24 protein-coding genes and 2 riboswitches are annotated in these 21,400 nt (G+C 45.8%); of the genes, 21 read left to right on the top strand and 3 right to left on the bottom strand.

Annotated elements, in window-relative coordinates; genetic code table 11:
• Positions 1-46 precede the first annotated feature (46 nt).
• The 8 genes from pstC to QMA04_RS08195 all read left to right on the top strand — a co-directional run bounded on the left by pstC (position 47) and on the right by QMA04_RS08195 (position 6,621).
• Entirely contained in the window at positions 47-973 is a 927-nt protein-coding gene (gene pstC, locus QMA04_RS08230) for a phosphate ABC transporter permease subunit PstC (protein ID WP_191715868.1), read from the top strand.
• A gap of 1 nt (position 974) precedes the next feature.
• On the top strand, positions 975-1,853 hold the full coding sequence (pstA, locus tag QMA04_RS08225) for a phosphate ABC transporter permease PstA (protein WP_191715867.1): 879 nt from the start codon (positions 975-977) through the stop codon (positions 1,851-1,853).
• Between the two features lie 28 nt (positions 1,854-1,881).
• Positions 1,882-2,694 carry a phosphate ABC transporter ATP-binding protein PstB gene (pstB, locus tag QMA04_RS08220; RefSeq protein WP_483313715.1) on the top strand — a complete coding sequence of 271 codons (813 nt, stop codon included), beginning with the start codon at positions 1,882-1,884 and terminating at the stop codon, positions 2,692-2,694.
• A gap of 18 nt (positions 2,695-2,712) precedes the next feature.
• Positions 2,713-3,372, top strand: coding sequence for a phosphate signaling complex protein PhoU (gene phoU, locus QMA04_RS08215; RefSeq protein ID WP_191715865.1), 660 nt, complete (start codon positions 2,713-2,715; stop codon positions 3,370-3,372).
• A gap of 216 nt (positions 3,373-3,588) precedes the next feature.
• Positions 3,589-3,738, top strand: coding sequence for a 50S ribosomal protein L33 (gene rpmG, locus QMA04_RS08210; protein WP_006830468.1), 150 nt, complete (start codon positions 3,589-3,591; stop codon positions 3,736-3,738).
• Positions 3,739-3,803: 65 nt separating this feature from the next.
• Positions 3,804-4,379, top strand: coding sequence for a 5-formyltetrahydrofolate cyclo-ligase (locus QMA04_RS08205; protein WP_290185040.1), 576 nt, complete (start codon positions 3,804-3,806; stop codon positions 4,377-4,379).
• Positions 4,376-4,573: a YqgQ family protein gene (locus tag QMA04_RS08200; RefSeq protein ID WP_191715863.1), complete on the top strand. Its 198-nt coding sequence runs from the start codon at positions 4,376-4,378 to the stop codon at positions 4,571-4,573. The genes QMA04_RS08205 and QMA04_RS08200 overlap by 4 nt, the downstream gene beginning before the upstream one ends.
• Before the next feature lie 143 nt (positions 4,574-4,716).
• Positions 4,717-6,621: an LTA synthase family protein gene (locus QMA04_RS08195; protein ID WP_290185037.1), complete on the top strand. Its 1,905-nt coding sequence runs from the start codon at positions 4,717-4,719 to the stop codon at positions 6,619-6,621.
• A gap of 77 nt (positions 6,622-6,698) precedes the next feature.
• Here the strand turns inward: QMA04_RS08195 and QMA04_RS08190 are convergent, their stop codons facing one another.
• Entirely contained in the window at positions 6,699-6,881 is a 183-nt protein-coding gene (locus QMA04_RS08190) for a DUF2759 domain-containing protein (RefSeq protein WP_191715861.1), read from the bottom strand.
• Positions 6,882-7,031: 150 nt separating this feature from the next.
• On the opposite strand from QMA04_RS08190, the gene QMA04_RS08185 reads away from it, so the two are divergent.
• On the top strand, positions 7,032-7,670 hold the full coding sequence (locus QMA04_RS08185; protein WP_290185035.1) for an MBL fold metallo-hydrolase: 639 nt from the start codon (positions 7,032-7,034) through the stop codon (positions 7,668-7,670).
• A gap of 71 nt (positions 7,671-7,741) precedes the next feature.
• Here the strand turns inward: QMA04_RS08185 and QMA04_RS08180 are convergent, their stop codons facing one another.
• The gene (locus tag QMA04_RS08180; protein WP_006830462.1) at positions 7,742-7,984 is read right to left on the bottom strand and encodes a DUF2626 domain-containing protein; all 243 of its coding nucleotides are present in this window, start codon (positions 7,982-7,984) and stop codon (positions 7,742-7,744) included.
• Positions 7,985-8,300: 316 nt separating this feature from the next.
• Here QMA04_RS08180 and comGA point away from each other — a divergent pair, with 316 nt between their 5' ends.
• From comGA to gcvPB, 10 genes are all read left to right on the top strand, one after another.
• A complete protein-coding gene (gene comGA / locus QMA04_RS08175; protein ID WP_290185032.1) occupies positions 8,301-9,329 on the top strand; it encodes a competence type IV pilus ATPase ComGA in 1,029 nt (342 codons plus the stop codon).
• A complete protein-coding gene (gene comGB / locus QMA04_RS08170) occupies positions 9,298-10,341 on the top strand; it encodes a competence type IV pilus assembly protein ComGB (RefSeq protein WP_290185030.1) in 1,044 nt (347 codons plus the stop codon). Before comGA ends, comGB begins: the two co-directional genes overlap by 32 nt.
• Positions 10,342-10,352: 11 nt before the next feature.
• Positions 10,353-10,670 (top strand): competence type IV pilus major pilin ComGC, encoded by a 318-nt coding sequence (gene comGC / locus QMA04_RS08165; RefSeq protein ID WP_191715857.1) that lies wholly within the window; start codon positions 10,353-10,355, stop codon positions 10,668-10,670.
• On the top strand, positions 10,661-11,095 hold the full coding sequence (gene comGD, locus QMA04_RS08160) for a competence type IV pilus minor pilin ComGD (RefSeq protein WP_318247999.1): 435 nt from the start codon (positions 10,661-10,663) through the stop codon (positions 11,093-11,095). The genes comGC and comGD overlap by 10 nt, the downstream gene beginning before the upstream one ends.
• 7 nt (positions 11,096-11,102) lie before the next feature.
• Positions 11,103-11,384, top strand: a complete 282-nt coding sequence (locus QMA04_RS08155) for a hypothetical protein (protein ID WP_290185029.1) — start codon at positions 11,103-11,105, stop codon at positions 11,382-11,384.
• Complete coding sequence (gene comGF / locus QMA04_RS08150; RefSeq protein WP_191715856.1) at positions 11,372-11,809, top strand: competence type IV pilus minor pilin ComGF; 438 nt, start codon at positions 11,372-11,374, stop codon at positions 11,807-11,809. Before QMA04_RS08155 ends, comGF begins: the two co-directional genes overlap by 13 nt.
• 206 nt (positions 11,810-12,015) lie before the next feature.
• Complete coding sequence (locus QMA04_RS08145) at positions 12,016-12,528, top strand: shikimate kinase (protein WP_191715855.1); 513 nt, start codon at positions 12,016-12,018, stop codon at positions 12,526-12,528.
• A gap of 142 nt (positions 12,529-12,670) precedes the next feature.
• A riboswitch (glycine riboswitch) is annotated at positions 12,671-12,762 on the top strand.
• 1 nt (position 12,763) lies between these two features.
• A riboswitch (glycine riboswitch) is annotated at positions 12,764-12,840 on the top strand.
• A gap of 90 nt (positions 12,841-12,930) precedes the next feature.
• Positions 12,931-14,031, top strand: coding sequence for a glycine cleavage system aminomethyltransferase GcvT (gene gcvT / locus QMA04_RS08140; RefSeq protein WP_290185027.1), 1,101 nt, complete (start codon positions 12,931-12,933; stop codon positions 14,029-14,031).
• Positions 14,032-14,058: 27 nt separating this feature from the next.
• A complete protein-coding gene (gcvPA, locus tag QMA04_RS08135) occupies positions 14,059-15,426 on the top strand; it encodes an aminomethyl-transferring glycine dehydrogenase subunit GcvPA (RefSeq protein WP_191715853.1) in 1,368 nt (455 codons plus the stop codon).
• Positions 15,419-16,882 carry an aminomethyl-transferring glycine dehydrogenase subunit GcvPB gene (gene gcvPB, locus QMA04_RS08130; protein ID WP_191715852.1) on the top strand — a complete coding sequence of 488 codons (1,464 nt, stop codon included), beginning with the start codon at positions 15,419-15,421 and terminating at the stop codon, positions 16,880-16,882. The genes gcvPA and gcvPB overlap by 8 nt, the downstream gene beginning before the upstream one ends.
• A 298-nt stretch (positions 16,883-17,180) precedes the next feature.
• Here gcvPB and QMA04_RS08125 read toward each other — a convergent pair whose 3' ends face one another.
• Complete coding sequence (locus QMA04_RS08125) at positions 17,181-17,564, bottom strand: rhodanese-like domain-containing protein (protein ID WP_203339846.1); 384 nt, start codon at positions 17,562-17,564, stop codon at positions 17,181-17,183.
• A 99-nt stretch (positions 17,565-17,663) separates the two neighbouring features.
• Here QMA04_RS08125 and QMA04_RS08120 point away from each other — a divergent pair, with 99 nt between their 5' ends.
• Together QMA04_RS08120 and QMA04_RS08115 are read left to right on the top strand one after the other, a co-directional pair.
• Complete coding sequence (locus tag QMA04_RS08120; protein ID WP_290185025.1) at positions 17,664-18,500, top strand: lipoate--protein ligase family protein; 837 nt, start codon at positions 17,664-17,666, stop codon at positions 18,498-18,500.
• Positions 18,501-18,687: 187 nt separating this feature from the next.
• Complete coding sequence (locus QMA04_RS08115) at positions 18,688-21,246, top strand: vitamin B12-dependent ribonucleotide reductase (RefSeq protein ID WP_203339848.1); 2,559 nt, start codon at positions 18,688-18,690, stop codon at positions 21,244-21,246.
• The last annotated feature ends 154 nt before the right edge of the window (positions 21,247-21,400 follow it).

Here is a 21,400-nt window from a genome sequence, read left to right as displayed (position 1 = left end):
GGTGAGCAGCCACTGCTCGCCTTTTGGGGTTGAAAGGGGATTCTATATGCGACCATCTGTGCAGGAAATGATCGCGCAGTCGAACGGCAAGAAAAACAAGAAAGTGATCGAAAAGATCATTCCAATTATTTTATTTCTCATCGCTTCAGTCTCGGTTTTGACATCCATCGGCATTGTTTTGACATTGATTGTGGAGACCGTTACATTTTTCACCCGTGTTCCATTTTTTGATTTTATCTTTGGCACCACTTGGCTGCCATTTTCCAATAAAGAAGCCCAATTCGGCATTTTGCCATTAATCGTCGGTACCTTGAAAGTAACGTTGATTGCTGTCATCGTCGCAGTGCCGATCGGCATTTCAGCTGCCATCTATTTGAGTGAATACGCCAGTGAAAATGTCCGGCGTATCCTGAAACCGGTTCTTGAAGTATTGGCTGGCGTTCCGACGATTGTCTATGGATTCTTTGCATTGACATTCGTGACGCCGGTGCTGCAGGCAGTATTCCCGGAAATCAAAATTTTCAACGCCATTTCACCGGGGATCGTTGTCGGCATCATGATCATCCCAATGATTGCGTCCTTGTCGGAAGACGCCATGTCTTCTGTACCGAAAAGCATCCGTGAAGGGGCATTGGCGATGGGCTCGACTAAATTTGAAGTAGCCTGGAAAATCACAGTGCCAGCTGCGCTTTCAGGAATTATTGCATCGGTGGTTCTTGCGGTATCCCGGGCAATCGGTGAGACCATGATCGTTTCACTTGCGGCAGGTTCCACCCCAAGGCTTGATGGGGATTTTACCGGGTCGATCCAAACGATGACCGCCTATATCGTTCAGGTTTCCAAAGGAGACGCTGGATACGGAACGACCATTTACTATTCCATTTACGCTGTAGGATTCACGCTATTTGTCTTTACGATGGTGATGAACATCCTTGCCGGCTACGTCTCGAAACGTTTCAGGGAGGAATACTGATATGAGATACATTGAACAACAGACCGTCGTCAAACGGATGAATGGCCGATTGATTGCCAACAGCATCTTCAAATACATCTTTCTGGCAGCGACGCTGATCGCCTTATTGGCATTGGTGATTCTGCTTTACCGGATTGTGACGCAAGGGGCGGGGCACTTATCGATCGAATTTTTGACCAACTTCGCTTCCCGCTTCCCCGAAAAAGCCGGCATTAAAGCGGCTCTCGTCGGATCCTTATGGCTGATGTTAGTGGTGGCGCCGACTTCCATCATTCTTGGTGTCGGTTCAGCCATCTATTTGGAGGAATACGCAAAACAAAACCGCATCACTACGTTTATCCGGATGAACATCTCCAATCTGGCGGGAGTTCCGTCCGTGGTTTTCGGTTTGCTGGGACTGACCATTTTCGTCCGTGCACTGGCACTCGGAAACAGTGTATTAGCCGCCGGTTTTACCATGAGTCTATTGATCTTGCCGGTGATCGTCGTGGCGTCGCAGGAAGCAATCCGTTCTGTGCCGGGTGAATTGCGCGATGCCTCTTACGGCATGGGTGCAACAAAATGGCAGACCATCGTCAAAATCATATTGCCTGCCGCAATCCCGGGCATTTTGACTGGCAGCATTTTGGCGCTGTCGCGGGCAATCGGTGAGACAGCTCCTTTGATTGTCATCGGCATTCCAGTTATCATTCAGTTTTTGCCAGCAGGTGTTATGGATACATTTACCGCGCTGCCAATGCAGATTTATGATTGGTCCAGCCGTCCGCAGCAGGAATTCCAGACAGTGGCAGCAGCTGGGATCATCGTATTGATGGCCGTCTTGCTGTTCATGAATTCCATTGCTGTCATCATCCGCAACAAATTCGATAAACGTTATTAAGGCAAATTATGTGGAAGGGGTTCTGCAAATGACCACCATCGTTACTAAGAAACCACCAATGGAGAACACAATGACCGAGTCTGCAAAAAAGGCTGTCTATGAAACAAAGCAACTCAATCTTTGGTATGGCAGCAACCATGCCCTTAAAAATATCGATTTGGAAATTATGGAAAATGAAGTGACTGCTATTATCGGGCCTTCGGGCTGTGGCAAGTCGACCTATATCAAAACCTTGAACCGCATGGTAGAGTTGGTGCCTTCAGTGAAGACATCCGGCGAAATTCTCTACCGCGGACGAAATATCTTCAACCACGACTATGGAGTGGAAGAACTTCGCACGCGGGTGGGAATGGTTTTCCAAAAACCAAACCCATTTCCGAAGTCAATTTATGACAATATTGCTTATGGGCCGCGCATCCATGGCATCAAGAATAAGAAGATTCTTGATGAAATTGTCGAGAAAAGCTTGCGCGGGGCTGCCATATGGGACGAAGTGAAAGATCGTCTGAATGAAAATGCTTATAGCATCTCCGGCGGCCAGCAACAGCGGATTTGCATCGCGCGCGCCTTGGCAATCGAACCTGACGTTATCTTGATGGACGAACCAACTTCTGCGCTCGACCCAATTTCAACCTTGAAAGTGGAGGAATTGGTTCAGGAGCTGAAAAAAGACTATAGCATCATTATTGTGACGCATAATATGCAGCAGGCCGCGCGGATTTCAGACAAAACCGCATTTTTCCTCAATGGGGAAGTGGTCGAGTATGACCATACAGACACGATCTTTTCGAATCCTTCGGACAAACGGACGGAAGATTACATTTCAGGAAGATTCGGTTAATGACAGGAGGCGGAAATTTTGTCGGTACGTGAAAAATTCGATGTTGAATTAAAGACCGCACAGGAAGAATTGATTGTTTTGAGTACGATGGCGGTCAATGCCTTAAGCAAATCCATGGAAGCATTGGTGACGCAAGACGTCGATGCAGCGCTTGAAGTGATCGAAGACGATAAAGACATCAATCAGATGGAAGAGTTCATCAACGACCGGGTTATTTTATTGATTGCCAAGCAATCTCCAGTTGCCACCGATTTAAGGCGCTTGATTGTGACGATTAAAGTGGCTTCGGATATGGAGCGTGTTGGGGATTATGCAGTCAATATTGCGAAAGAGACCATTCGCATCGGCAAGCAGGAGTTGCTGCCTCAAATCGGGCATATCCAGCAGATGCAAAAATTGGCTGTGGCCATGCTGCGCCAGGTCATTGATGCATTTGTCGAAGAAGACATCGTCAAAGCAAAAGAAATTGCCGAACTCGACGATCAAGTAGATGAATTATACGGTGATGTGATTCGCAGGCTGATGCGTGAAGGCGGAGAAAACCCCGAGAAGCTCAGCCAAATCACCCAATTGGCGTTTATCAGCCGCTATATGGAACGGTCGGCTGACCATGCCACCAATATTGCGGAACAACTGTTTTACCTGGTCCGCGGACAGCATTACGATTTGAATAAATAAGAGAAAGCATTATCTGCAGGCTTAGCGTTCTTTTAAATGGCCTCTGCAGTAAGAACATTTGCCGGGAGTAAAAAGCTCCTGGCAGTTTTTTTATTTAAAAGCTTCAATTTAGTGGGATTTTACAGTAGACTTTGCTTTGAAATATGCTATAATAATTAAGTCGTATAGATCACGCTTATTTATAAATGATCTTTGAAAGAATTAGGAGGGATACCGATGCGTGTTAACATCACTTTAGCTTGTACAGAATGTAGCGAACGTAACTACAGCACTGTTAAAAATAAGCGCAACAACCCTGAGCGTCTTGAAATGAAAAAATATTGCTCACGTGAAAAGAAAATGACAGTACACCGTGAAACAAAGTAATAACATTGATTGCCAAAACCTGCAGAGGTTTTGGCTTTTTTCTTTGTAGAGGAGATGGTGCTGATATGGAAAAAATTTCTCAGCGAAAAAAAGTACTCGCTTTGCTCAATCAAATGACAGAAAAAGAATATAGAAGAAAGTCTGAGGCGATAATCAGCCAGTTATTGGAGGATCCTGCATTTTTAGCAGCGGAAACCATCGGCATGACCATTTCTGCATATCCAGAAGTGGACACACTCGATCTAATGGAAAAATGCTGGGCAGCAGGCAAAAAAGTGGCGGCCCCAAAATGCCATCCGGCTACGAGGGGGATGGATTTCCGGATCATCGACAGTTTAGATCAGCTCGAAGTTGTTTACATGAAGCTGCAGGAGCCGATTGTTTCAGCAACTGTGTACATAAAACCGGAAGAAATTGATCTGTTGATCGTACCGGGTGTCGTCTTTTCGAAGGAAGGTTATCGAATTGGCTTTGGGGGAGGCTATTATGACCGTTTTTTGGCCTTTTACAAAGGGGAGACTCGCTCTTTAGCCTTCGACTGCCAGATAGCGGATGCGATACCAGTGGAAGTTCACGATATGCCTGTACAGGGAATATACACCGAAAGCGGTTTGATTGATACGGGGGCGATGGACAAATGAAAAACTTATATGATGTTATGCAGTTACTGAAGCGCTACGGCACGATCATCTATACAGCTGACTATAAAGCGGATCTTGAACTGATGGAAGATGAAGTCAAGGAACTGTATCGCATGCAGTTTATTTCGGCTAAAGAATTCGCATCGGCCATGCTTATTCTTCGCCAGAAGAGATCAGAATATGATAAGAAATAAGTTCGATTAACGAAACTTATTCGTAGTTCATTCGTCTAGAATAAGGGTGATTACTTCATATGCTATTAAAAATCTCTTATACTGTATTATTATGATGTAATCTCAACTACTTTTAGTCAACCGAATAAGGAGGCTGTGCGGGAATGTTGAAAAAAGAATGGCCTAAGCATTCAATACTGGCAATAGCCATTGTCGCAACATGGCTAAAAACATATATTGTTTATAAGACCAGTTTTTCGATCACCATTGACAATGTTTTACAGGAATTCATCTTATTTATCAATCCTTTGAGCATGCTGTTGTTTATCTATGGGATATCACTGTTCTTTAAAAGTGAAAAAGCCAAAAATAGTTATTTGATTGCTGTAGCAGCTATTACATCGATCGTCCTTTATGGAAATGTCGCCTTTTACCGGTTTTTCAATGATTTCATCACCTTGCCGGTATTGTTTCAGACTGAAAACTTCGGCGATTTGGGATCAAGTGCGGCTGCCAGTATTTTTTGGACGGACCTCTTGTATTTTGCAGACTTGGCCATCATTTTGCTGGCGATCAAATTCATTTCAACTAAAACGGGTATAGCTGCTTCTACATCGGTCCAGCGCAAAGCCTATTATGTCTTGGCGCTAGCGGTCCTGTTCTTTAACTTGGGGCTGGCTGAAGCTGAACGTCCTCAATTGCTGACGCGCAGCTTCGACCGGGAGATGCTGGTGAAAAACCTGGGGATGTACAATTATCATCTATACGATATTTACATCCAATCCAAATCTCAGGCCCAACGTGCTTTAGCGGACGGCTCTGAATTGGTGGAAGCCAATAACTATGTTCGTGCCAACCAAATCGATCCTTCAGAAGATATGAAAGGCATTGCCGAAGGGCGCAACTTGATTGTTGTGACATTGGAATCACTGCAGAGCTTCACCATCAACAGTGAAATGAATGGACAGACCATCACGCCATTTTTGAATTCGCTGACAGAAGATGAAGATACGATTTATTTCGAGAATTTCTACCACCAGACGGGATTGGGGAAAACTTCGGATTCGGAGTTCTTGCTTGAAAACTCCCTTTATCCATTGAGTGGCGGTGCGGTTTTCTTTACGCACAGCGGGAATACCTTCAATTCCATGGCTGAAAGCCTCGGTGAAAATGGTTATTCAACAAATGTACAGCATGCCAATACGAAGAGCTTCTGGAATCGTGATATTATGTACGAATCGATGAATATCGATAAATTTTATGATATCGAAAGCTTTGAAATTGGCGAAGGTGAAGCGGTCAACTGGGGAATGAAAGATATTCCGTTCCATGAACAATCGGTCGAACACATGACTGAAATGCAACAGCCTTTCTACAGCCGTTTGCTGACATTGACGAACCACCATCCGTTTACATTGGATGAAGAAGATAAATTGATCGATGAATACGATTCCAATTCAGGAACCTTGAACCGTTATTTCCAAACATCGCGTTATTTGGATGAGTCAATCAAAGTCCTGTTTGAAGAGTTGAAGGAAAAAGGCCTATACGAAAATTCGATTATCGTCATGTATGGGGATCATTACGGAATTTCCGAGAACCATAACGAAGCCATGACCCAATACTTGGGAGAAGAAGTGACGGATTTCACATCTGCTGAATTGCAGAAAGTACCTTTCTTTGTCCACATTCCCGGATATGGGGAAGGCTATGTTGACGATGAAGTCGGCGGCCAGATCGACATGCGGCCGACAATCATGAATTTGATGGGCATGGACACGTCGAAAGATATTCAGTTTGGCGGCGACTTGTTCTCTGAGGAGCATGAAGAATTTGTCATCTTCCGCGATGGACGCTTTGTGACAGATGAAGTCGTTTACGCAGGAAATGTCTGCTATGACAAAGAAACCGGTGAACCGGCTGAACAGGAACTGTGTGCACCGTATATTGAGCGGGCGTTTACCGAAATCGAGTATTCCGAGTCGATCATCAATGGCGACTTGCTGCGTTTCTACGATGAAGAAGACGGGCAGTTGACCACGATTCCAGACGTCGAACTGGAACAATAAAAAGAGAGAGCGCTTTGCGCCCTCTTTTTTTTTGAATGAAAAAAGCCGAGCGTTTGACGGCATCGGCTTTTTCTTGATTAATGAAGTGCTGGTGGATAACCTTGCGTGATAAGTGTTGCAATAGTGAAGCCGCCAAAAATTACTAACGTCCCAAAGTTAAAAAGAAAACCGAGGATTTCTTTGTTTTTAAGCGTTTGTAATGTGCCGACAGCTGCAAGAATTGCAATAAGGCCAAAAATAACTAGTAACATCCAACTCATCGATGACACTCCCTTCAACTTAAACAGCCAGTGCCGCTTTGTTCTCTTTATATTGTAAAGATATTCCGCTGTTTTGTCGAGGACAAAAAGTGTCAGTATGTTGACAGTCCTTCCGGTGCATCATGGTATAATCGGGCAGAGGTGAAGAAAATGCTGAAAATCGACCAAATGGAGCTGGGACCTGTCCAGACCAACTGTTACATCATCTCGGATGATCAGAAAGAATGCCTGATTTTCGATCCGGGAGAAGAAAGCGCAAAGATTCAGGCGCTGGTTAAAAAGAAAAACTTAAAACCGATCGCCATTTTGCTTACGCATGCCCATTTTGACCATATCGGGGCAGTGGATGATATACGGGAACATTATTCGATTCCGGTCTACCTCCACCATCTGGAAAAGGAATGGCTAAGCCGGCCGAATTTGAACGGATCTGGAAAATACGGAGCGTTGCCGGATTACCGTATCAAAGACGCGGATGTATTATTGACTGATGAAAAACACCTGCAAATCGGCTCATTCCAGATGGACATCTTCCATACGCCTGGACATTCCCCGGGAAGCGTCAGTTTCTCTTTTGGAAAAGAAGGCTTTGCCATAGTTGGAGATACACTTTTCCGCGGAAGCATCGGACGGACAGATCTTATCGACGGCTCTGAGAAAAAACTGCTGCAGTCCATCCAGGACTCGTTGCTGACACTTCCCGAGCATATGATTCTATATCCAGGTCACGGCCCGGAAACGACGCCCGAACAGGAAATGAAGAGCAATCCGTTTCTTCGTGGATTGTAAGGCATGTAATTAAAAAATAAAAGGTGCATCGGATTTCTCCGATGCACCTTTTATCATTGAATTCGTATTGATTAGTGCCCAGCACCAGGAACGTGGATGAACGTAGAGTAATAAGTGAAGCCTACGAAAAATACTGTCAAATAGGCGCCAAAAATATACAAATACATGCGTTCAGAAATATTTAAGAATCCAAGAAGAACAAAAAATCCGGTGTTAGCGACCATTAATAAAGATACTTCAACCATATCGCCTACATAAAAGAGAACTGCAAATATACCAGTCCACCATCCCATTAACTTGAACATATTATTCATGGGTAATCCCTCCTTTGCCACAACACAATAATCTCTCATTCATTATATAGGATAGGCAGTGAATGTGTAAACAGCGAGTTGGTCTTTCTTTGTGACAAACACGTGTACGGCTGTTTTCATCATTGTCAGGATTCTCACAAAAATTTGTGGATCCGATTTCAGAAGCCATGGCTGACTGCTTCAAATCTCGGATTTGGCGTGAATCCCGGGGTCAAAATTTTATTTTGGCCAAAACTATTCCTTTCTGAAAACCAGCTGGTTATACTATGTGGGAACAGAGAGGCAGCCTTTGTTTAAACCGAAACAGGAGGTGGATATGCAATCGATTATTGAACGCCGCTGCGTTGATCTTCTGCACGATGCGGCAAAAAACAAGACCACGGACATCCACATCAAACCCGAACCAACCTGCTATTCCGTCACTTACCGTTCGTTCCAAAGCCTGCGGCAAGTGACACAACTCCCCTTTGATCTGGGTGATCGCATGATCGCTTATTTCAAATACCTATCCCTTTTAGATATGAGTGAAAGAAGAAAACCCCAAACCGGTTCATTCCAACTTCCCATCGACGAACTTTCCTATTACTTTCGCATTTCAACTTTGCCTTCCGTTTTGACGAAAGAGAGCATTGTCATTCGGATCATGCCGGACGATGCTGCTCAATCCCTCAATCAACTGGCAGCTTTCCGTGACTCTGCACGTCTGCTTGAAAAACTTTCTGAAGCTTCACAAGGCCTGATTTTGCTGACAGGGCCAACGGGCTGCGGCAAATCGACCACGCTGTATTCATTGCTGAAACATTGCGCCGATAAATTGAACCGAAACATCATCACGCTGGAAGATCCCGTCGAACGGAAAAACCAAGCAATTCTGCAGATTCAAGTCAATGAAAAAGCCGGCCTAAGCTACGCTGCAGGGCTGAAGGCCATTTTGCGGCACGATCCTGACATCATTATGATCGGAGAGATACGTGATGCAGAGACAGCGCAGATAGCCGTGCGCGCGGCTTTGACGGGCCATCTGGTCTTTTCGACCATTCACGCCAGGCATTCGGTTGGCTGCCTGCACCGTTTGCATGATTTAGGGGTGTCATTCGAAGACATGTCACAAACTCTGATCGCCGTTTCGGCACAAAAAATCATTCCGGTGTATTCGGATACCGGCCAGTCGGAATCGTGCCATCGTGCTCTCTATGAGATTTTAGAAGGCGGCAGGCTGGAGGAGGCATTAGCATCAGCCGGCCAGAAAAAACACTACACGTTACCAGACTCACTGACATTTGACGGCCAGATCAGGGAAGGGGTGAAAATCGGTGCAATTCAAGCTTCCTTTGCGCTCAGATAAAATCCGCCTACGTGATCGGGAACAGTTTTTGACGCGTTTGGCTGTTCTCATGAAAGAAGGATACCTGCTGCCGACAGCTTTGAGCTTATTGCTGCCGATGCATACGCCGAAGCTGGAGGAAACACTGGCAGGCATAACCGGCATTTTAAAAGGAGGCGGAAATGCCGCTGAAATCCTAAAATTTCTAGGCTTTAAAGACCATGTGCTGTTTCCGATTGAAATCGCGGAATACCACGGCCGCTTGGCTGAGTCGATCGACAGCATCGCCAAAAGTTTTGCAAGGACGGAACAAGTGCAGAAAAAGCTGAAGAATATTTTGATTTACCCGGTATCCCTGTTGATTTTCACTTCAGTATTGTTTTTGTTTTTCCGCACCAGTTATGTGCCGAATCTGACAGAAATGATGGATTCGCTTCAATCAGGAGAAGAAGGATCCGGAGTACCGGGCTATTTGCTTAGCCTCCCAGATTTTTTTATTGCCATCTTTGCGCTGGCGGCTCTGTCGGTTTATGTTTTCAGGCAATTGCTGAAAAGACAGCCCATTGAGCGGCAAATCGAATGGTTGCTGGCGGTGCCCGTGATCGGCAGCTTCATGAAACTGTATTGGTCGCATCTTTTGGCTCGTGAACTTGGTACATTGTTGCATAGCGGAATCTCCATGCAGGAATCACTCGAACTTCTGCAACGCCAGAATTACCATAAAATCATCCAGTTCATGACACGGCTGTCCCATGAAGAGCTGATGCTGGGGCAGACGTTTTCAACATCGCTGGAACATTTTTCATTTGTTTCCAAAGACATGCCGGCATTTGTGCAGCATGGTGAATTGACCGGCTATTTGGGGAAAGAATTGCTTCTCTATAGCGAAGTGCTGATGGAACAGATCGAACAGCAGACGCAGCGAATATTGCGCATTATCCAACCGAGTTTTTTTATCATGATCGCCATCTGCATTGTGGGTGCTTACTTGGCCATCCTAATGCCGATGTATAACCTGGTCCATACCATTTAAGGAGGAAAAATATGCGCTTATTGAAAAATCAAAGAGGGTTTACGTTAATTGAAATGCTCATTGTTATGCTGATTATTACAGTCTTGATTGCTATAGCCATTCCAAATGTCACAAAACAATCTTCTGCTGTAGATGAAAAAGGCTGTAAAGCTTATGTCCAGATGGTCCAAGGGCAAGTGGAATCCTATCGTATGGACATGAAGGCGGTTCCGACACTGGCGAATCTTGTAACGGAAGGTTATTTGAAAACTGGGGAGACGGAGTGTCCGAATGGCGATGCCGTGAATATTTCGGTTGACGGAGTGGTGACCTCTACTAAATCGTCATAAAGGAGAAGGGCTTTACCTTGTTGGAAATGTTGCTTGTCTTGATGGTGTTGATGGCGATCATTGCCATAACTATTCCTGGCTATCAGGCGATGTCGGTCAAGAAAGAAGAACAGCGTTTTTTTGAAATCCTGCAGCAGGATGTTTATTATGCGCAAAGCCAGAGTTTGGACTTGAAGCAGGTGGTGAAAATCGCGTTCCGGGAAACCAAAAGATCTTATGACATCTATATGGACACCCACATACCGGGCCAGACCAGGAAACTTCCGGATTCCGTCACTTTGAAAAAGACCAGCAATCTCACGGAAATCAAATTCAATGCCAGTGGGTCAGTGGTCCAGTCGGGAACGTTCCGTTTTGGCACAAGCAGCGGAGAAAAGACAATGGTTGTCCATCTTGGAGGAGGGAGAGTGGTGTTTTCTGAATGAACGAGGAATGTCCTGGGCTGAAACCATGGTAAGCCTGTTCATGGTGTTTATCATTTTTGGCAGCCTGCTGCCGGCCATGCTCAATGTCCAACAAAGCCTGCAGGTGAAAAAAGAACGCGTCAGTGCTTTTGAAACCCTCCATGAAGCAGCGAGGGAAATACATTCGACTGGGGCATTGCGTGGCCGCCGCAGCGTAAACGGCATCGTCTACAGCTGGGAGATGGCAGACAGCCTGTGTGTCGATTACGCGGATTTTAGAGGTCAGCAGGAGCGGCTATGCAGCGAGTAAAGCTGCTGGATGAAAGAGGGTTTTCATTTCTGACATCACTTTTCGACTTATTAGTGTTGATGACGATGCTGCCGCTGATTGTCCTGTTTTATGGATTTGCTGTCAGTTTTACAGGAGATTTGGATCCGCACCGGCTCGAATGGCAATTGTTCACAAGCGATTTGCAGGGTTATTTGAACAGCAGCGACTCGCTTGAAATCATCAACGAAGGAAACGGGGTCCGTATCATCCAGATGGGAGAGGAGTATGATATTGAAATGTACACGGACATGATCCGTAAACAGAAAGACAGAAAAGGCCATGAAGTTATGTTGACGCGCATCCGCCATTGCAGCTTTTCTTTAAATGGTGACAAGTTGAAGGTCAAAGCAGAGTTTTCCACAGGCACCTTGGAAGAGGCAGAGTATGTTTTTACGCGTCCTTAAAAATGAAAAAGGTGCTATCTATCCGATTGCCATCGTCTTTTTCATGTCCGCTCTGGTTCTGTTATCCCACACGCTCGTCCTTTATTCCGTCCAATATAAAACATACGATGGTTTGGAAAATATGCATAGACATGCTACGATACAACTACTAATAGAAATAGAGCAAAATAAAATACCTGAGTAGAGGTAAGTATCGGGTGGGTAGGATGAACAGAATTTATTTGATTGGATTCATGGGCTGCGGGAAAAGCGCGGTCGGCAGAAGGCTAAGCTTTTTGCTGAAACTGCCCTTCTACGACATGGACAAAGAGATTGTCCGGCAGGTAGGGAAAACGATTCCGGAGATTTTCGAGCAGCATGGCGAAGAATATTTCCGGCAATTGGAAACGCAGTTTTTGCGAAATTTTAAACAGGATCATTGCATCATCTCCACCGGCGGCGGCGTGACCATGCGAAAAGAAAACCAGAAAATCATGAGAAATACCGGACTCGTGCTGTTTTTGGATGCGCCGTTCCGGGAAATCTGGCGGCGGATCCACAGAGATCCAAACAGGCCGATTGTCCGCCAGTCGACGCGAGAGGAAATTGAAGCGTTGCATAAATCTCGCTACAAAGCGTATAAACAAACTGCGCATATCACTATCCGGACCGAATTCCGGACGTTGCGGCAAATTACACAATACGCTGCATTTCAAGTAAATCGACTAAAAGGCGAATGATTTGATTTTAATTAATCAAATCATTCGCCTTTAGTCCTTTTAAGGAAAAAAGATTGCGCTTTCCTTGGATCAATGTTAGGATTAACTCAAAGTTATACTATTCTGTATAACGGATTGGACCAATCAATATTGATTTGGGCGGATGAATGTATGGGGAGAGAACGCCAAGGCGTCGCCGAAGGAGCAAATAACAGAAGTTATGAATCTCTCAGGCAAAAAGACTCATACAGGACGCATCTCTGGAGAATGCTGCATGTCAGCTACCAACGAGGAAAGCCATTACGGTAAACTTTCAGGTTCCAGGACAGAGATTTCCCTTTAAAGGGAAATCTCTGTCCTTTTTTCGTGTCTGCATTCAGGTTTGGCCGGCCGAAGGAAGTTGAAGAATGAGGAGGAAAATCATTGGCACAGTTAAAACGTACACCCTTATTTGAAACGTATTCGGAATATGGTGGAAAAACGATTGATTTTGGCGGTTGGGAACTGCCTGTGCAATTTTCAAGCATCAAGGAAGAACATGAAGCTGTCAGAACCAAAGCAGGACTTTTTGATGTATCCCATATGGGGGAAATCTTCGTTACCGGGCCTGATAGCTTAACGTACCTCCAGCATCTGGTAACCAATGATGTGTCCAAAATCCAGGATGGCCAGGCACAATATACAGCGATGTGCTATGAAGATGGCGGTACAGTAGACGATCTATTGGTTTATAAATTGGCGGATCAACAATATCTTTTGGTCGTCAACGCATCTAATATCGAAAAAGATTTCGAATGGATGGAACAGGCGAAAAAAGGCGACGTTACATTAGACAACGCATCTGATCGGTACGGTCTTTTGGCATTGCAGGGGCCTCTTGCAGAAGTGTTGCTTCAGCGGCTGACAGATGAAGACCTGTCATCGATCAAGCCCTTCCGTTTCAAACAGGATGTTGATGTTGCTGGTCAGACGGTGATTTTATCGCGTACTGGTTATACCGGTGAAAATGGTTTTGAGATTTATGCTGCTCCTGAAGCGTTGACTGTTCTATGGGACAAGATCCTTTCAGAAGGAAAATCGGATGGCGTTGTGCCAGTAGGTCTTGGTGCGCGTGATACATTGCGCTTTGAGGCTGGCCTTGCTTTATATGGCCAGGAATTGTCGAAAGACATAACGCCACTTGAAGCTGGCATCAATTTTGTCGTGAAATTGAAAAAAGAGCAGGACTTTATCGGCAAACAGGCATTAGCCGCACAGAAAGAAGCAGGTGTTCCACGCAAATCAGTCGGCATTGAAATGATCGATAAAGGCATTCCGCGTCATGGCTATGCGGTATATGCAGAAGACCGTAAAATCGGAGAAGTGACGACCGGCACACAATCGCCGACTTTGAAAAAAAATATCGGCCTTGCCTTGGTTTCAAGTGAGTTTGCTGAACTCGGAATTGAATTGGAAGTTGAAATTCGCAACAAACGGTTAAAAGCGAAAACAGTAGAAACGCCATTTTATAAACGATCCAACTAATCTAACTTGAAAAGGGGACAGCACCTTATGAAACATCGTTATTTACCAATGACATCTCAAGACGAAAAAGAAATGCTGGAAACAATCGGCATCGGATCAATCGATGAATTGTTTTCCGATATCCCGGAAAAAGTTCGTTTCAAAGGCGAATACAACATTAAGCCTGCTAAATCCGAGTCTTCATTGACAAAGGAATTGGCACAGCTTGCTGCTCAAAATGCCGACACCAACCGCTATGCATCGTTTTTAGGAGCTGGTGTATACGACCATTACAAACCGATTATTGTGGATCATGTAATTTCCCGTTCTGAATTTTATACGGCTTATACTCCTTATCAGCCTGAAATTTCTCAAGGCGAATTGCAGGCGATTTTTGAATTCCAGACCATGATCAGTGAATTGACAGGTATGGACATTGCCAACTCATCCATGTATGACGGCGGAACTGCGCTTGCTGAAGCTGGAATGCTTGCTGCTGGACACACGAGACGCAAAAAAATCCTGGTTTCGCGTGCAGTCCACCCGGAATCGCGTGCTGTTGTCCGAAGCTATGCACTTGGCCAGTCGATCGAGGTTGTTGAAATTCCATTGAAAGACGGACACACGGATATGGACGCTTTGACGGAAATGATCGATGAAAACGTAGCAACGGTGATGATTCAGTACCCGAACTTCTTTGGACAAGTTGAAAACCTTAAAGCGATCGAACCGATTGTCCACGGGGCCGGTGCATTGCTATCGGTTTCTTCCAACCCATTGGCACTCGGTGCTTTGACTTCTCCAGGACAGCTTGGCGCTGATATTACAGTGGGCGATGCACAGCCTTTCGGCATTCCGGAAGCTTTCGGTGGACCTCATTGCGGTTATTTCGCTGTGACGAAGAAATTGATGCGGAAAGTACCTGGCCGTTTAGTCGGTGAAACGACGGATGAAGAAGGCCGTCGTGGATTCGTTTTGACGTTGCAGGCACGCGAACAGCATATCCGCCGCGACAAAGCGACATCGAATATCTGTTCCAACCAAGCATTGAACGCATTGGCTGCATCTGTAGCGATGACAGCACTCGGCAAAGTCGGTACACAAGAAATTGCGAAGCAAAATATCGTGAAGACCCATTATATGAAGCAGCAATTGAAAAAAGCAGGCCTTGAAATTGCATTTGAAGGCGCTCATTTTAATGAAATCGTTGTGAAAACGAAAGAATCCGTTAAACAGTTGAATGATCGTCTGTTTGAAAACGGCATGATCGGCGGTTATGACCTTGGATTGAGCTATAACGAATTGAGTGGCCATATGCTGGTTGCTGTTACTGAACAACGGACAAAAGAAGAAATCGATGCATTCGTGCAGGAAATCGCTGCCAAAGTGCAGGAAGTGGGGGCTACTCATGCATAAGGACAACCAAGCGCTAATTTTTGAATTGACCAAAGAAGGCCGCGTCGGCTATAGCCTTCCGACACTTGATGTACCAGAAGTGGATTTGAGCGAACTATTGCCGGCTGACTTGATCCGTACAGAAGCGGCAGAACTGCCGGAAGTTTCCGAACTGGATATCATGCGCCATTACACGGCGCTGTCTAACCGGAACCACGGTGTGGATTCAGGCTTCTATCCGCTCGGCTCGTGCACAATGAAATACAATCCGAAAATCAACGAAACAGTAGCACGTTTCCCAGGGTTCGCGAACATCCATCCGCTTCAGGATGAAAAAACGGTTCAAGGGGCTCTTGCTTTGATGTTTGACTTGCAGGAGCATTTGAAAGAAATTACCGGTATGGATGAAGTGACGTTGCAGCCAGCTGCAGGTGCACATGGTGAATGGACCGGATTGATGATGATCCGTGCCTACCACGAAGCGCGCGGTGACTTTAAACGGACGAAAGTCATTGTTCCCGATTCAGCGCACGGCACAAACCCGGCTTCAGCAACCGTTGCCGGTTTTGAGACCGTGACCGTCAAATCAAGTGACCAAGGACTAGTAGACCTGGAAGATTTGAAACGCGTGGTTGGAGAAGACACAGCAGCATTAATGCTGACAAACCCGAATACGCTCGGCTTGTTTGAAGAGCAGATTCTGGAAATGGCTGCGATCATTCATGAAGTCGGCGGCAAGCTGTATTACGATGGCGCCAACTTGAACGCAGTTATGTCTAAAGCACGCCCGGGAGATATGGGCTTTGATGTGGTTCACCTGAACTTGCACAAGACCTTCACCGGACCTCATGGCGGTGGTGGACCTGGTTCAGGCCCTGTCGGCGTTAAAAATGATCTGTTGCCGTACTTGCCGAAACCGGTACTGGTGAAAAAAGATGATGCTTATACGTTCGATTACGACCGCCCGGATTCCATTGGCCGAGTCAAACCGTTCTATGGCAACTTCGGCATCAACGTACGTGCCTACACGTATATCCGCTCTATGGGACCAGATGGCCTAAAGGCAGTTACCGAATATGCTGTACTAAATGCCAATTACATGATGCGCAGGCTGCAGCCTCATTTCGATTTGCCGTATGACCGTCACTGCAAGCATGAATTCGTCTTAAGCGGCCGCCGCCAGAAGAAACTGGGTGTCCGTACATTGGATATGGCGAAACGCCTGCTTGATTTTGGCTACCATCCACCGACAATCTACTTCCCGTTGAATGTGGAAGAAGGCATGATGATCGAGCCTACTGAAACAGAATCCAAAGAAACTTTGGATGCATTTGTCGATGCGATGATTCAGATTGCGAAAGAAGTCGAAGAAAACCCTGAAATCGTCCAAAATGCACCGCATACCACTGTCATCAACCGTTTGGATGAAACAAAAGCGGCGCGCCAGCCTGTGCTCCGTTATTATAAAGCTGAATAAAGTACGATAATTTCCAGCTGTATCGTTCGGTTGCTGCAGGGAAATGAATAAAAAGCGTGGAAGCCACTTGGCTTCCACGCTTTTCTAATGGAACACTCTCAACATCGTCGCTTTATTGGGGAAGTTATGTTTGTCGACGAGATAACTACCCCGAAGCCTGTAAATCGCTTTGTGTGCGCTTCAAGAAGCCGCTAACCGCATTATTTAAGTGAGGGGTAAGATGGAGAGCGTCTTGTCTACTATTTATTAGCCTAGCAAATAGAGAAAACCCTTCCGGTTAAGAAAGGGTTTTTGAAGCCTAGGATTTGGATTTGATTTTTCCGGTCCATTGTTTGAAACCGCCTTGAAGCTGGAACAATTGATTGTAGCCTTTTTTCTTAAGGAAAATAGCTACCCGTCCACTGCGTGCTCCGTTTTGGTCATACAGGTAAACCGGCTTGTCTGCACGGATTTCCTTATAGCGTTGGCGCAATTGCGTTTGCGGAATATTGCGCGCTCCCAGAATATGGCCAGCTGCAAAATCTTTCGGTTCGCGCACATCAATTAATTGTGCTCTGCGGTAGCCTTCGATAAATTGCTCCTGTGTCAGGTTAGTGACAGCTTTTTTGATGCGGAAATAAGAAATGACCGCGTAAATGATGATTGCCAATACGATGGCGATCGTGATGTACAGAAATTCCAATGTTCTTGCCCCTTTCTCATCTTCCTTTATTATAAGAGAAGAGATGACGGATATTCAATGCCAATGTTACACTAATTATCGGAAATAGGAGGCGATCTTGTGAAATATCCAAAATGGATTTTTATAAATTCCGGTGCCGGCAGTCCAGCGTTCAACATGGCGCTTGATGAAGCCTTGCTGGCATGGCATAGTGAAGGGCTTATTCCGCCCGTCATCCGTTTTTACAGCTGGCAGCCTGCTGCCTTATCGATCGGTTATTTTCAGAACGTAGAAAAAGAGATTGATATGGAAGCCGTCGACCGGCTTGGCCTTGGATTTGTCCGTCGGCCTACAGGAGGCAGAGGTGTTCTCCATGAGCATGAACTTACATATAGCATCATCGTCAGTGAAGATTACCCGGAGATGCCCGAAACCGTAACAGAAGCTTATCGCGTATTGAGCGAAGGGTTGTTGGAAGGGTTTAAAAATTTGGGGTTGGACGCCTATTTCTCGGTGCCGGATACAGAAGAAAAACGGGCCGATTTGAAAAAACCGAAATCAGCGGTTTGTTTCGATGCACCGAGCTGGTATGAAATGGTCGTAGAAGGAAAGAAAGTAGCGGGCAGTGCCCAGACGCGCCAAAAAGGCGTCATCCTGCAACATGGTGCTATACTGATAGATCTGGATGCTGAGAAGCTATTGTCGGTTTTCAAGTTTTCCAGTGAAGCTGCCAAAGAGCGCATGCGCAGCAAAATTCCGGAAAAAGCAGTATCGATCAATTCGCTCCGTGAAAAACCAGTGACGCCGGATGAGTGTATCCGTGCGTTTAAAGCCGGTTTCGAACAGGCCTTGTCGATCAGTCTGGAATCCTATAATTTGACCGTACAACAATTGGCGGATGTCAAGGCTTTGGAAAAAATAAAATATGGAAATTCGGAATGGAATTTTCGCGCGTGAGAGTCTTTAGGCTCATTTTGTAGATTTCCAAAGCTGGAAACGTTGGTAAATAAAGCTTTTCATTGCTTCAATCATTTCCATCATAAAATTGTTATTGAAAAGAAGTTTCAACATATAGTATGATGGGAATTGAATTAATACTATATATAGTATCTAACTCCATATAACACAAAGGAGGAATTGTCAAATGGTTTCCGCCACACAATCCCAATATTCGTTGAATGCAAGAGCTTTAAACAAAGATATCGAATCGTTTCCCCAGGTACATGCAATTACTCCTGACATGAAACTGACGCATAAAGGTGTATCGCGCCTCGTGATGATCGACCGTTATTCCTTTAAGGACACGGAGAAGAAAACACTCAAGGCAGGCGATTTTGTTGTATTGACTGTCAAAGAAGATCCGAAATTCCCGGCGCGCGGCCTTGGCTACATCGTTTCCATCGATCACCAGGCCAATAAAGCACAGGTTTGGATCGAAGAAGATTACAGAAGTGCAATCGACAAACCGGAAGAGCAGCAGGCAGGCATCGTCAATCGCCCGATCGACGTGATTGAAAAACCGCTTGAAGTGTTTTACGAGCAGATCGCCAAACGCAATGCAACGGGCCTTGCCTCTGTAGAAGAAACAGCTGAAAAGCGCCAGGAATGGTTTGAAAAATTCTATCAGCAATTGGTTGGATTGAAATTCATTCCGGCTGGACGTGTCCTATACGGAGCGGGTGCTGATACGGACGTAACGTACTTCAACTGTTACGTAATGCCATTCGTGGCAGATTCACGTGAAGGCATTTCCGATCACCGCAAACAAGTGATGGAAATCATGAGCCGCGGCGGCGGTGTCGGAACAAATGGTTCGACACTTCGCCCGCGCAACACCTTGGCACGCGGTGTCAACGGCAAATCATCAGGTTCTGTTTCGTGGCTGGATGATATCGCTAAATTGACGCATCTTGTTGAGCAGGGCGGTTCACGCCGAGGCGCACAGATGATCATGCTGGCTGACTGGCATCCGGATATTGCGGAATTCATCATTTCGAAAATGCAGAACCCGCGCATCCTTCGTTATTTGATTGAGAACACAGAAGATGAGACCATCAAAAAATTGGCTCACGACAAATTGAAATTCAAACCTTTGACAGAGCAGGAAGATGCAATGTACCAAGGGATCCTGAATTACCGTGCGATTCCTGGAATGGGCGGATTCAATGAGAAAATCATGCGCGATGCTGAAACCAAGCTGCGTGATGGCGGAACTTATTCAGTCCACAACGAAGAATTCCTGACAGGCGCCAATATTTCCGTCACATTGACCAGCGATTTCATGACAGCAGTGGAAAATGATGCAGACTTCGATCTGCGCTTCCCTGCAGTAGAGTCGTATTCAAAAGAAGAGATGGCTGTCTACAATGAAAAATGGCAGGAAGTCGGCGATGTCCGTGAATGGGAACGCATGGGCCATGGCGTCCGTGTTTACCGCACGATGAAAGCACGCGAACTGTGGAACCTGATTAATATTTGTGCTACCTATTCAGCAGAACCGGGTATTTTCTTCATTGACAATGCCAATGAAAAAACCAATGCAGCAGCTTACGGGCAAAAAGTCGTAGCGACCAACCCTTGCGGCGAGCAGCCATTGGCGCCTTATTCTGTTTGTAACCTGGCTGCCGTCAACTTGGCGCAGTTTGCAGATCCGAAAACGAAGACGGTCGATTTCGAAGCGTTGAAAGAAACGGTTCGTGTCGGTGTCCGCATGCAGGACAACGTCATCGATGCAACTCCTTACTTCCTGGAAGAAAACCAGGTTCAGGCACTTGGTGAACGCCGTGTTGGCTTGGGAGTCATGGGGCTTGCAGATTTATTGATCTATTGCGATAAAGAATACGGTTCTCCGGAAGGCAACGAGCTTGTAGATGAAATCTTCAAGACGATTGCTACGGCTGCTTATGAAATTTCGACAGACTTAGCAGCAGAACGCGGCAGCTTCCCGTTCCTCATCGGCAAAACTGATGAAGAGACGGCAGCACTCCGCAAAGCTTTCACAGAAACAGGATTTATGCAGGGAATGCCGGAACATGTTCGCGAAGCAGTACTTGAAAAAGGTATCCGCAACTCGCATCTGTTGACGGTAGCTCCAACAGGATCCACTGGGACGATGGTTGGCGTATCAACCGGACTTGAACCTTATTATTCATTCACATACTACCGCAGTGGACGCCTTGGCAAATTTATCGAGGTGAAAGCAGACATCGTCAGTGAATACCTGAAAAACAACCCTGAGGCTGATGAAGAAAACCTGCCGAAGGCATTTGTGACATCGATGGACTTGGCGCCTGAAGCACATGCGGATGTTCAGTGCATCATCCAGCGCTGGATCGACTCATCCATTTCGAAAACCGTCAACGCTCCAAAAGGTTATACAGTCAAACAGGTGGAAGGCGTCTATGAGCGTCTCTACAAAGGTGGCGCTAAAGGCGGAACGGTTTATGTCGATGGCAGCCGTGATTCACAAGTCTTGACGCTGAAGGCCGAAGAAAACACATTTGAAGAAGAGCAACAGCCGGAAGAGACTGGCAAACGTCCGATCGTCTTGATCGACACAATTCAGGATCTCCGTTCAACCAATGTCACCATCGGTTCAGAAGTAGGCGATACATGCCCGGTTTGCCGAAAAGGGACAGTCGAAGAAATGGGCGGCTGCAACACATGCACCAACTGCAACGCTCAGCTGAAATGCGGATTGTAAAATGACCAGCGCGATGGCCGAATAGCCATCGCGCTTTTTTATGGTTTGTTTCTGAATGGTGCTTGAATTTTTGACTGCTTCCGCTTTTCGATGTCCAGCTGCAGCGCCCAGATTCTAGGGTCATAAGCCATTCCGGCTGTGCGGCAAAGAGCGC

The sequence above is a fragment of the Planococcus sp. APC 3900 genome (genome assembly GCF_030407735.1).
Classification (GTDB): domain Bacteria; phylum Bacillota; class Bacilli; order Bacillales_A; family Planococcaceae; genus Planococcus; species Planococcus notacanthi.
Note: the sequence above shows the minus strand (reverse complement) of the source record. Positions and strands in the feature narration are given on the sequence as shown.

Coding starts and splice junctions, on each gene's coding strand:
- pstC (WP_191715868.1), top strand. CDS start 47: ATGCGACCATCTGTGCAGGAAATGATCGCGCAGTCGAACGGCAAGAAA.
- pstA (WP_191715867.1), top strand. CDS start 975: ATGAGATACATTGAACAACAGACCGTCGTCAAACGGATGAATGGCCGA.
- pstB (WP_483313715.1), top strand. CDS start 1,882: ATGACCACCATCGTTACTAAGAAACCACCAATGGAGAACACAATGACC.
- rpmG (WP_006830468.1), top strand. CDS start 3,589: ATGCGTGTTAACATCACTTTAGCTTGTACAGAATGTAGCGAACGTAAC.
- QMA04_RS08205 (WP_290185040.1), top strand. CDS start 3,804: ATGGAAAAAATTTCTCAGCGAAAAAAAGTACTCGCTTTGCTCAATCAA.
- QMA04_RS08200 (WP_191715863.1), top strand. CDS start 4,376: ATGAAAAACTTATATGATGTTATGCAGTTACTGAAGCGCTACGGCACG.
- QMA04_RS08195 (WP_290185037.1), top strand. CDS start 4,717: ATGTTGAAAAAAGAATGGCCTAAGCATTCAATACTGGCAATAGCCATT.
- QMA04_RS08190 (WP_191715861.1), bottom strand. CDS start 6,881: ATGAGTTGGATGTTACTAGTTATTTTTGGCCTTATTGCAATTCTTGCA.
- QMA04_RS08185 (WP_290185035.1), top strand. CDS start 7,032: ATGCTGAAAATCGACCAAATGGAGCTGGGACCTGTCCAGACCAACTGT.
- QMA04_RS08180 (WP_006830462.1), bottom strand. CDS start 7,984: ATGAATAATATGTTCAAGTTAATGGGATGGTGGACTGGTATATTTGCA.
- comGA (WP_290185032.1), top strand. CDS start 8,301: ATGCAATCGATTATTGAACGCCGCTGCGTTGATCTTCTGCACGATGCG.
- comGC (WP_191715857.1), top strand. CDS start 10,353: ATGCGCTTATTGAAAAATCAAAGAGGGTTTACGTTAATTGAAATGCTC.
- QMA04_RS08155 (WP_290185029.1), top strand. CDS start 11,103: ATGTCCTGGGCTGAAACCATGGTAAGCCTGTTCATGGTGTTTATCATT.
- comGF (WP_191715856.1), top strand. CDS start 11,372: ATGCAGCGAGTAAAGCTGCTGGATGAAAGAGGGTTTTCATTTCTGACA.
- QMA04_RS08145 (WP_191715855.1), top strand. CDS start 12,016: ATGAACAGAATTTATTTGATTGGATTCATGGGCTGCGGGAAAAGCGCG.
- gcvPA (WP_191715853.1), top strand. CDS start 14,059: ATGAAACATCGTTATTTACCAATGACATCTCAAGACGAAAAAGAAATG.
- gcvPB (WP_191715852.1), top strand. CDS start 15,419: ATGCATAAGGACAACCAAGCGCTAATTTTTGAATTGACCAAAGAAGGC.
- QMA04_RS08115 (WP_203339848.1), top strand. CDS start 18,688: ATGGTTTCCGCCACACAATCCCAATATTCGTTGAATGCAAGAGCTTTA.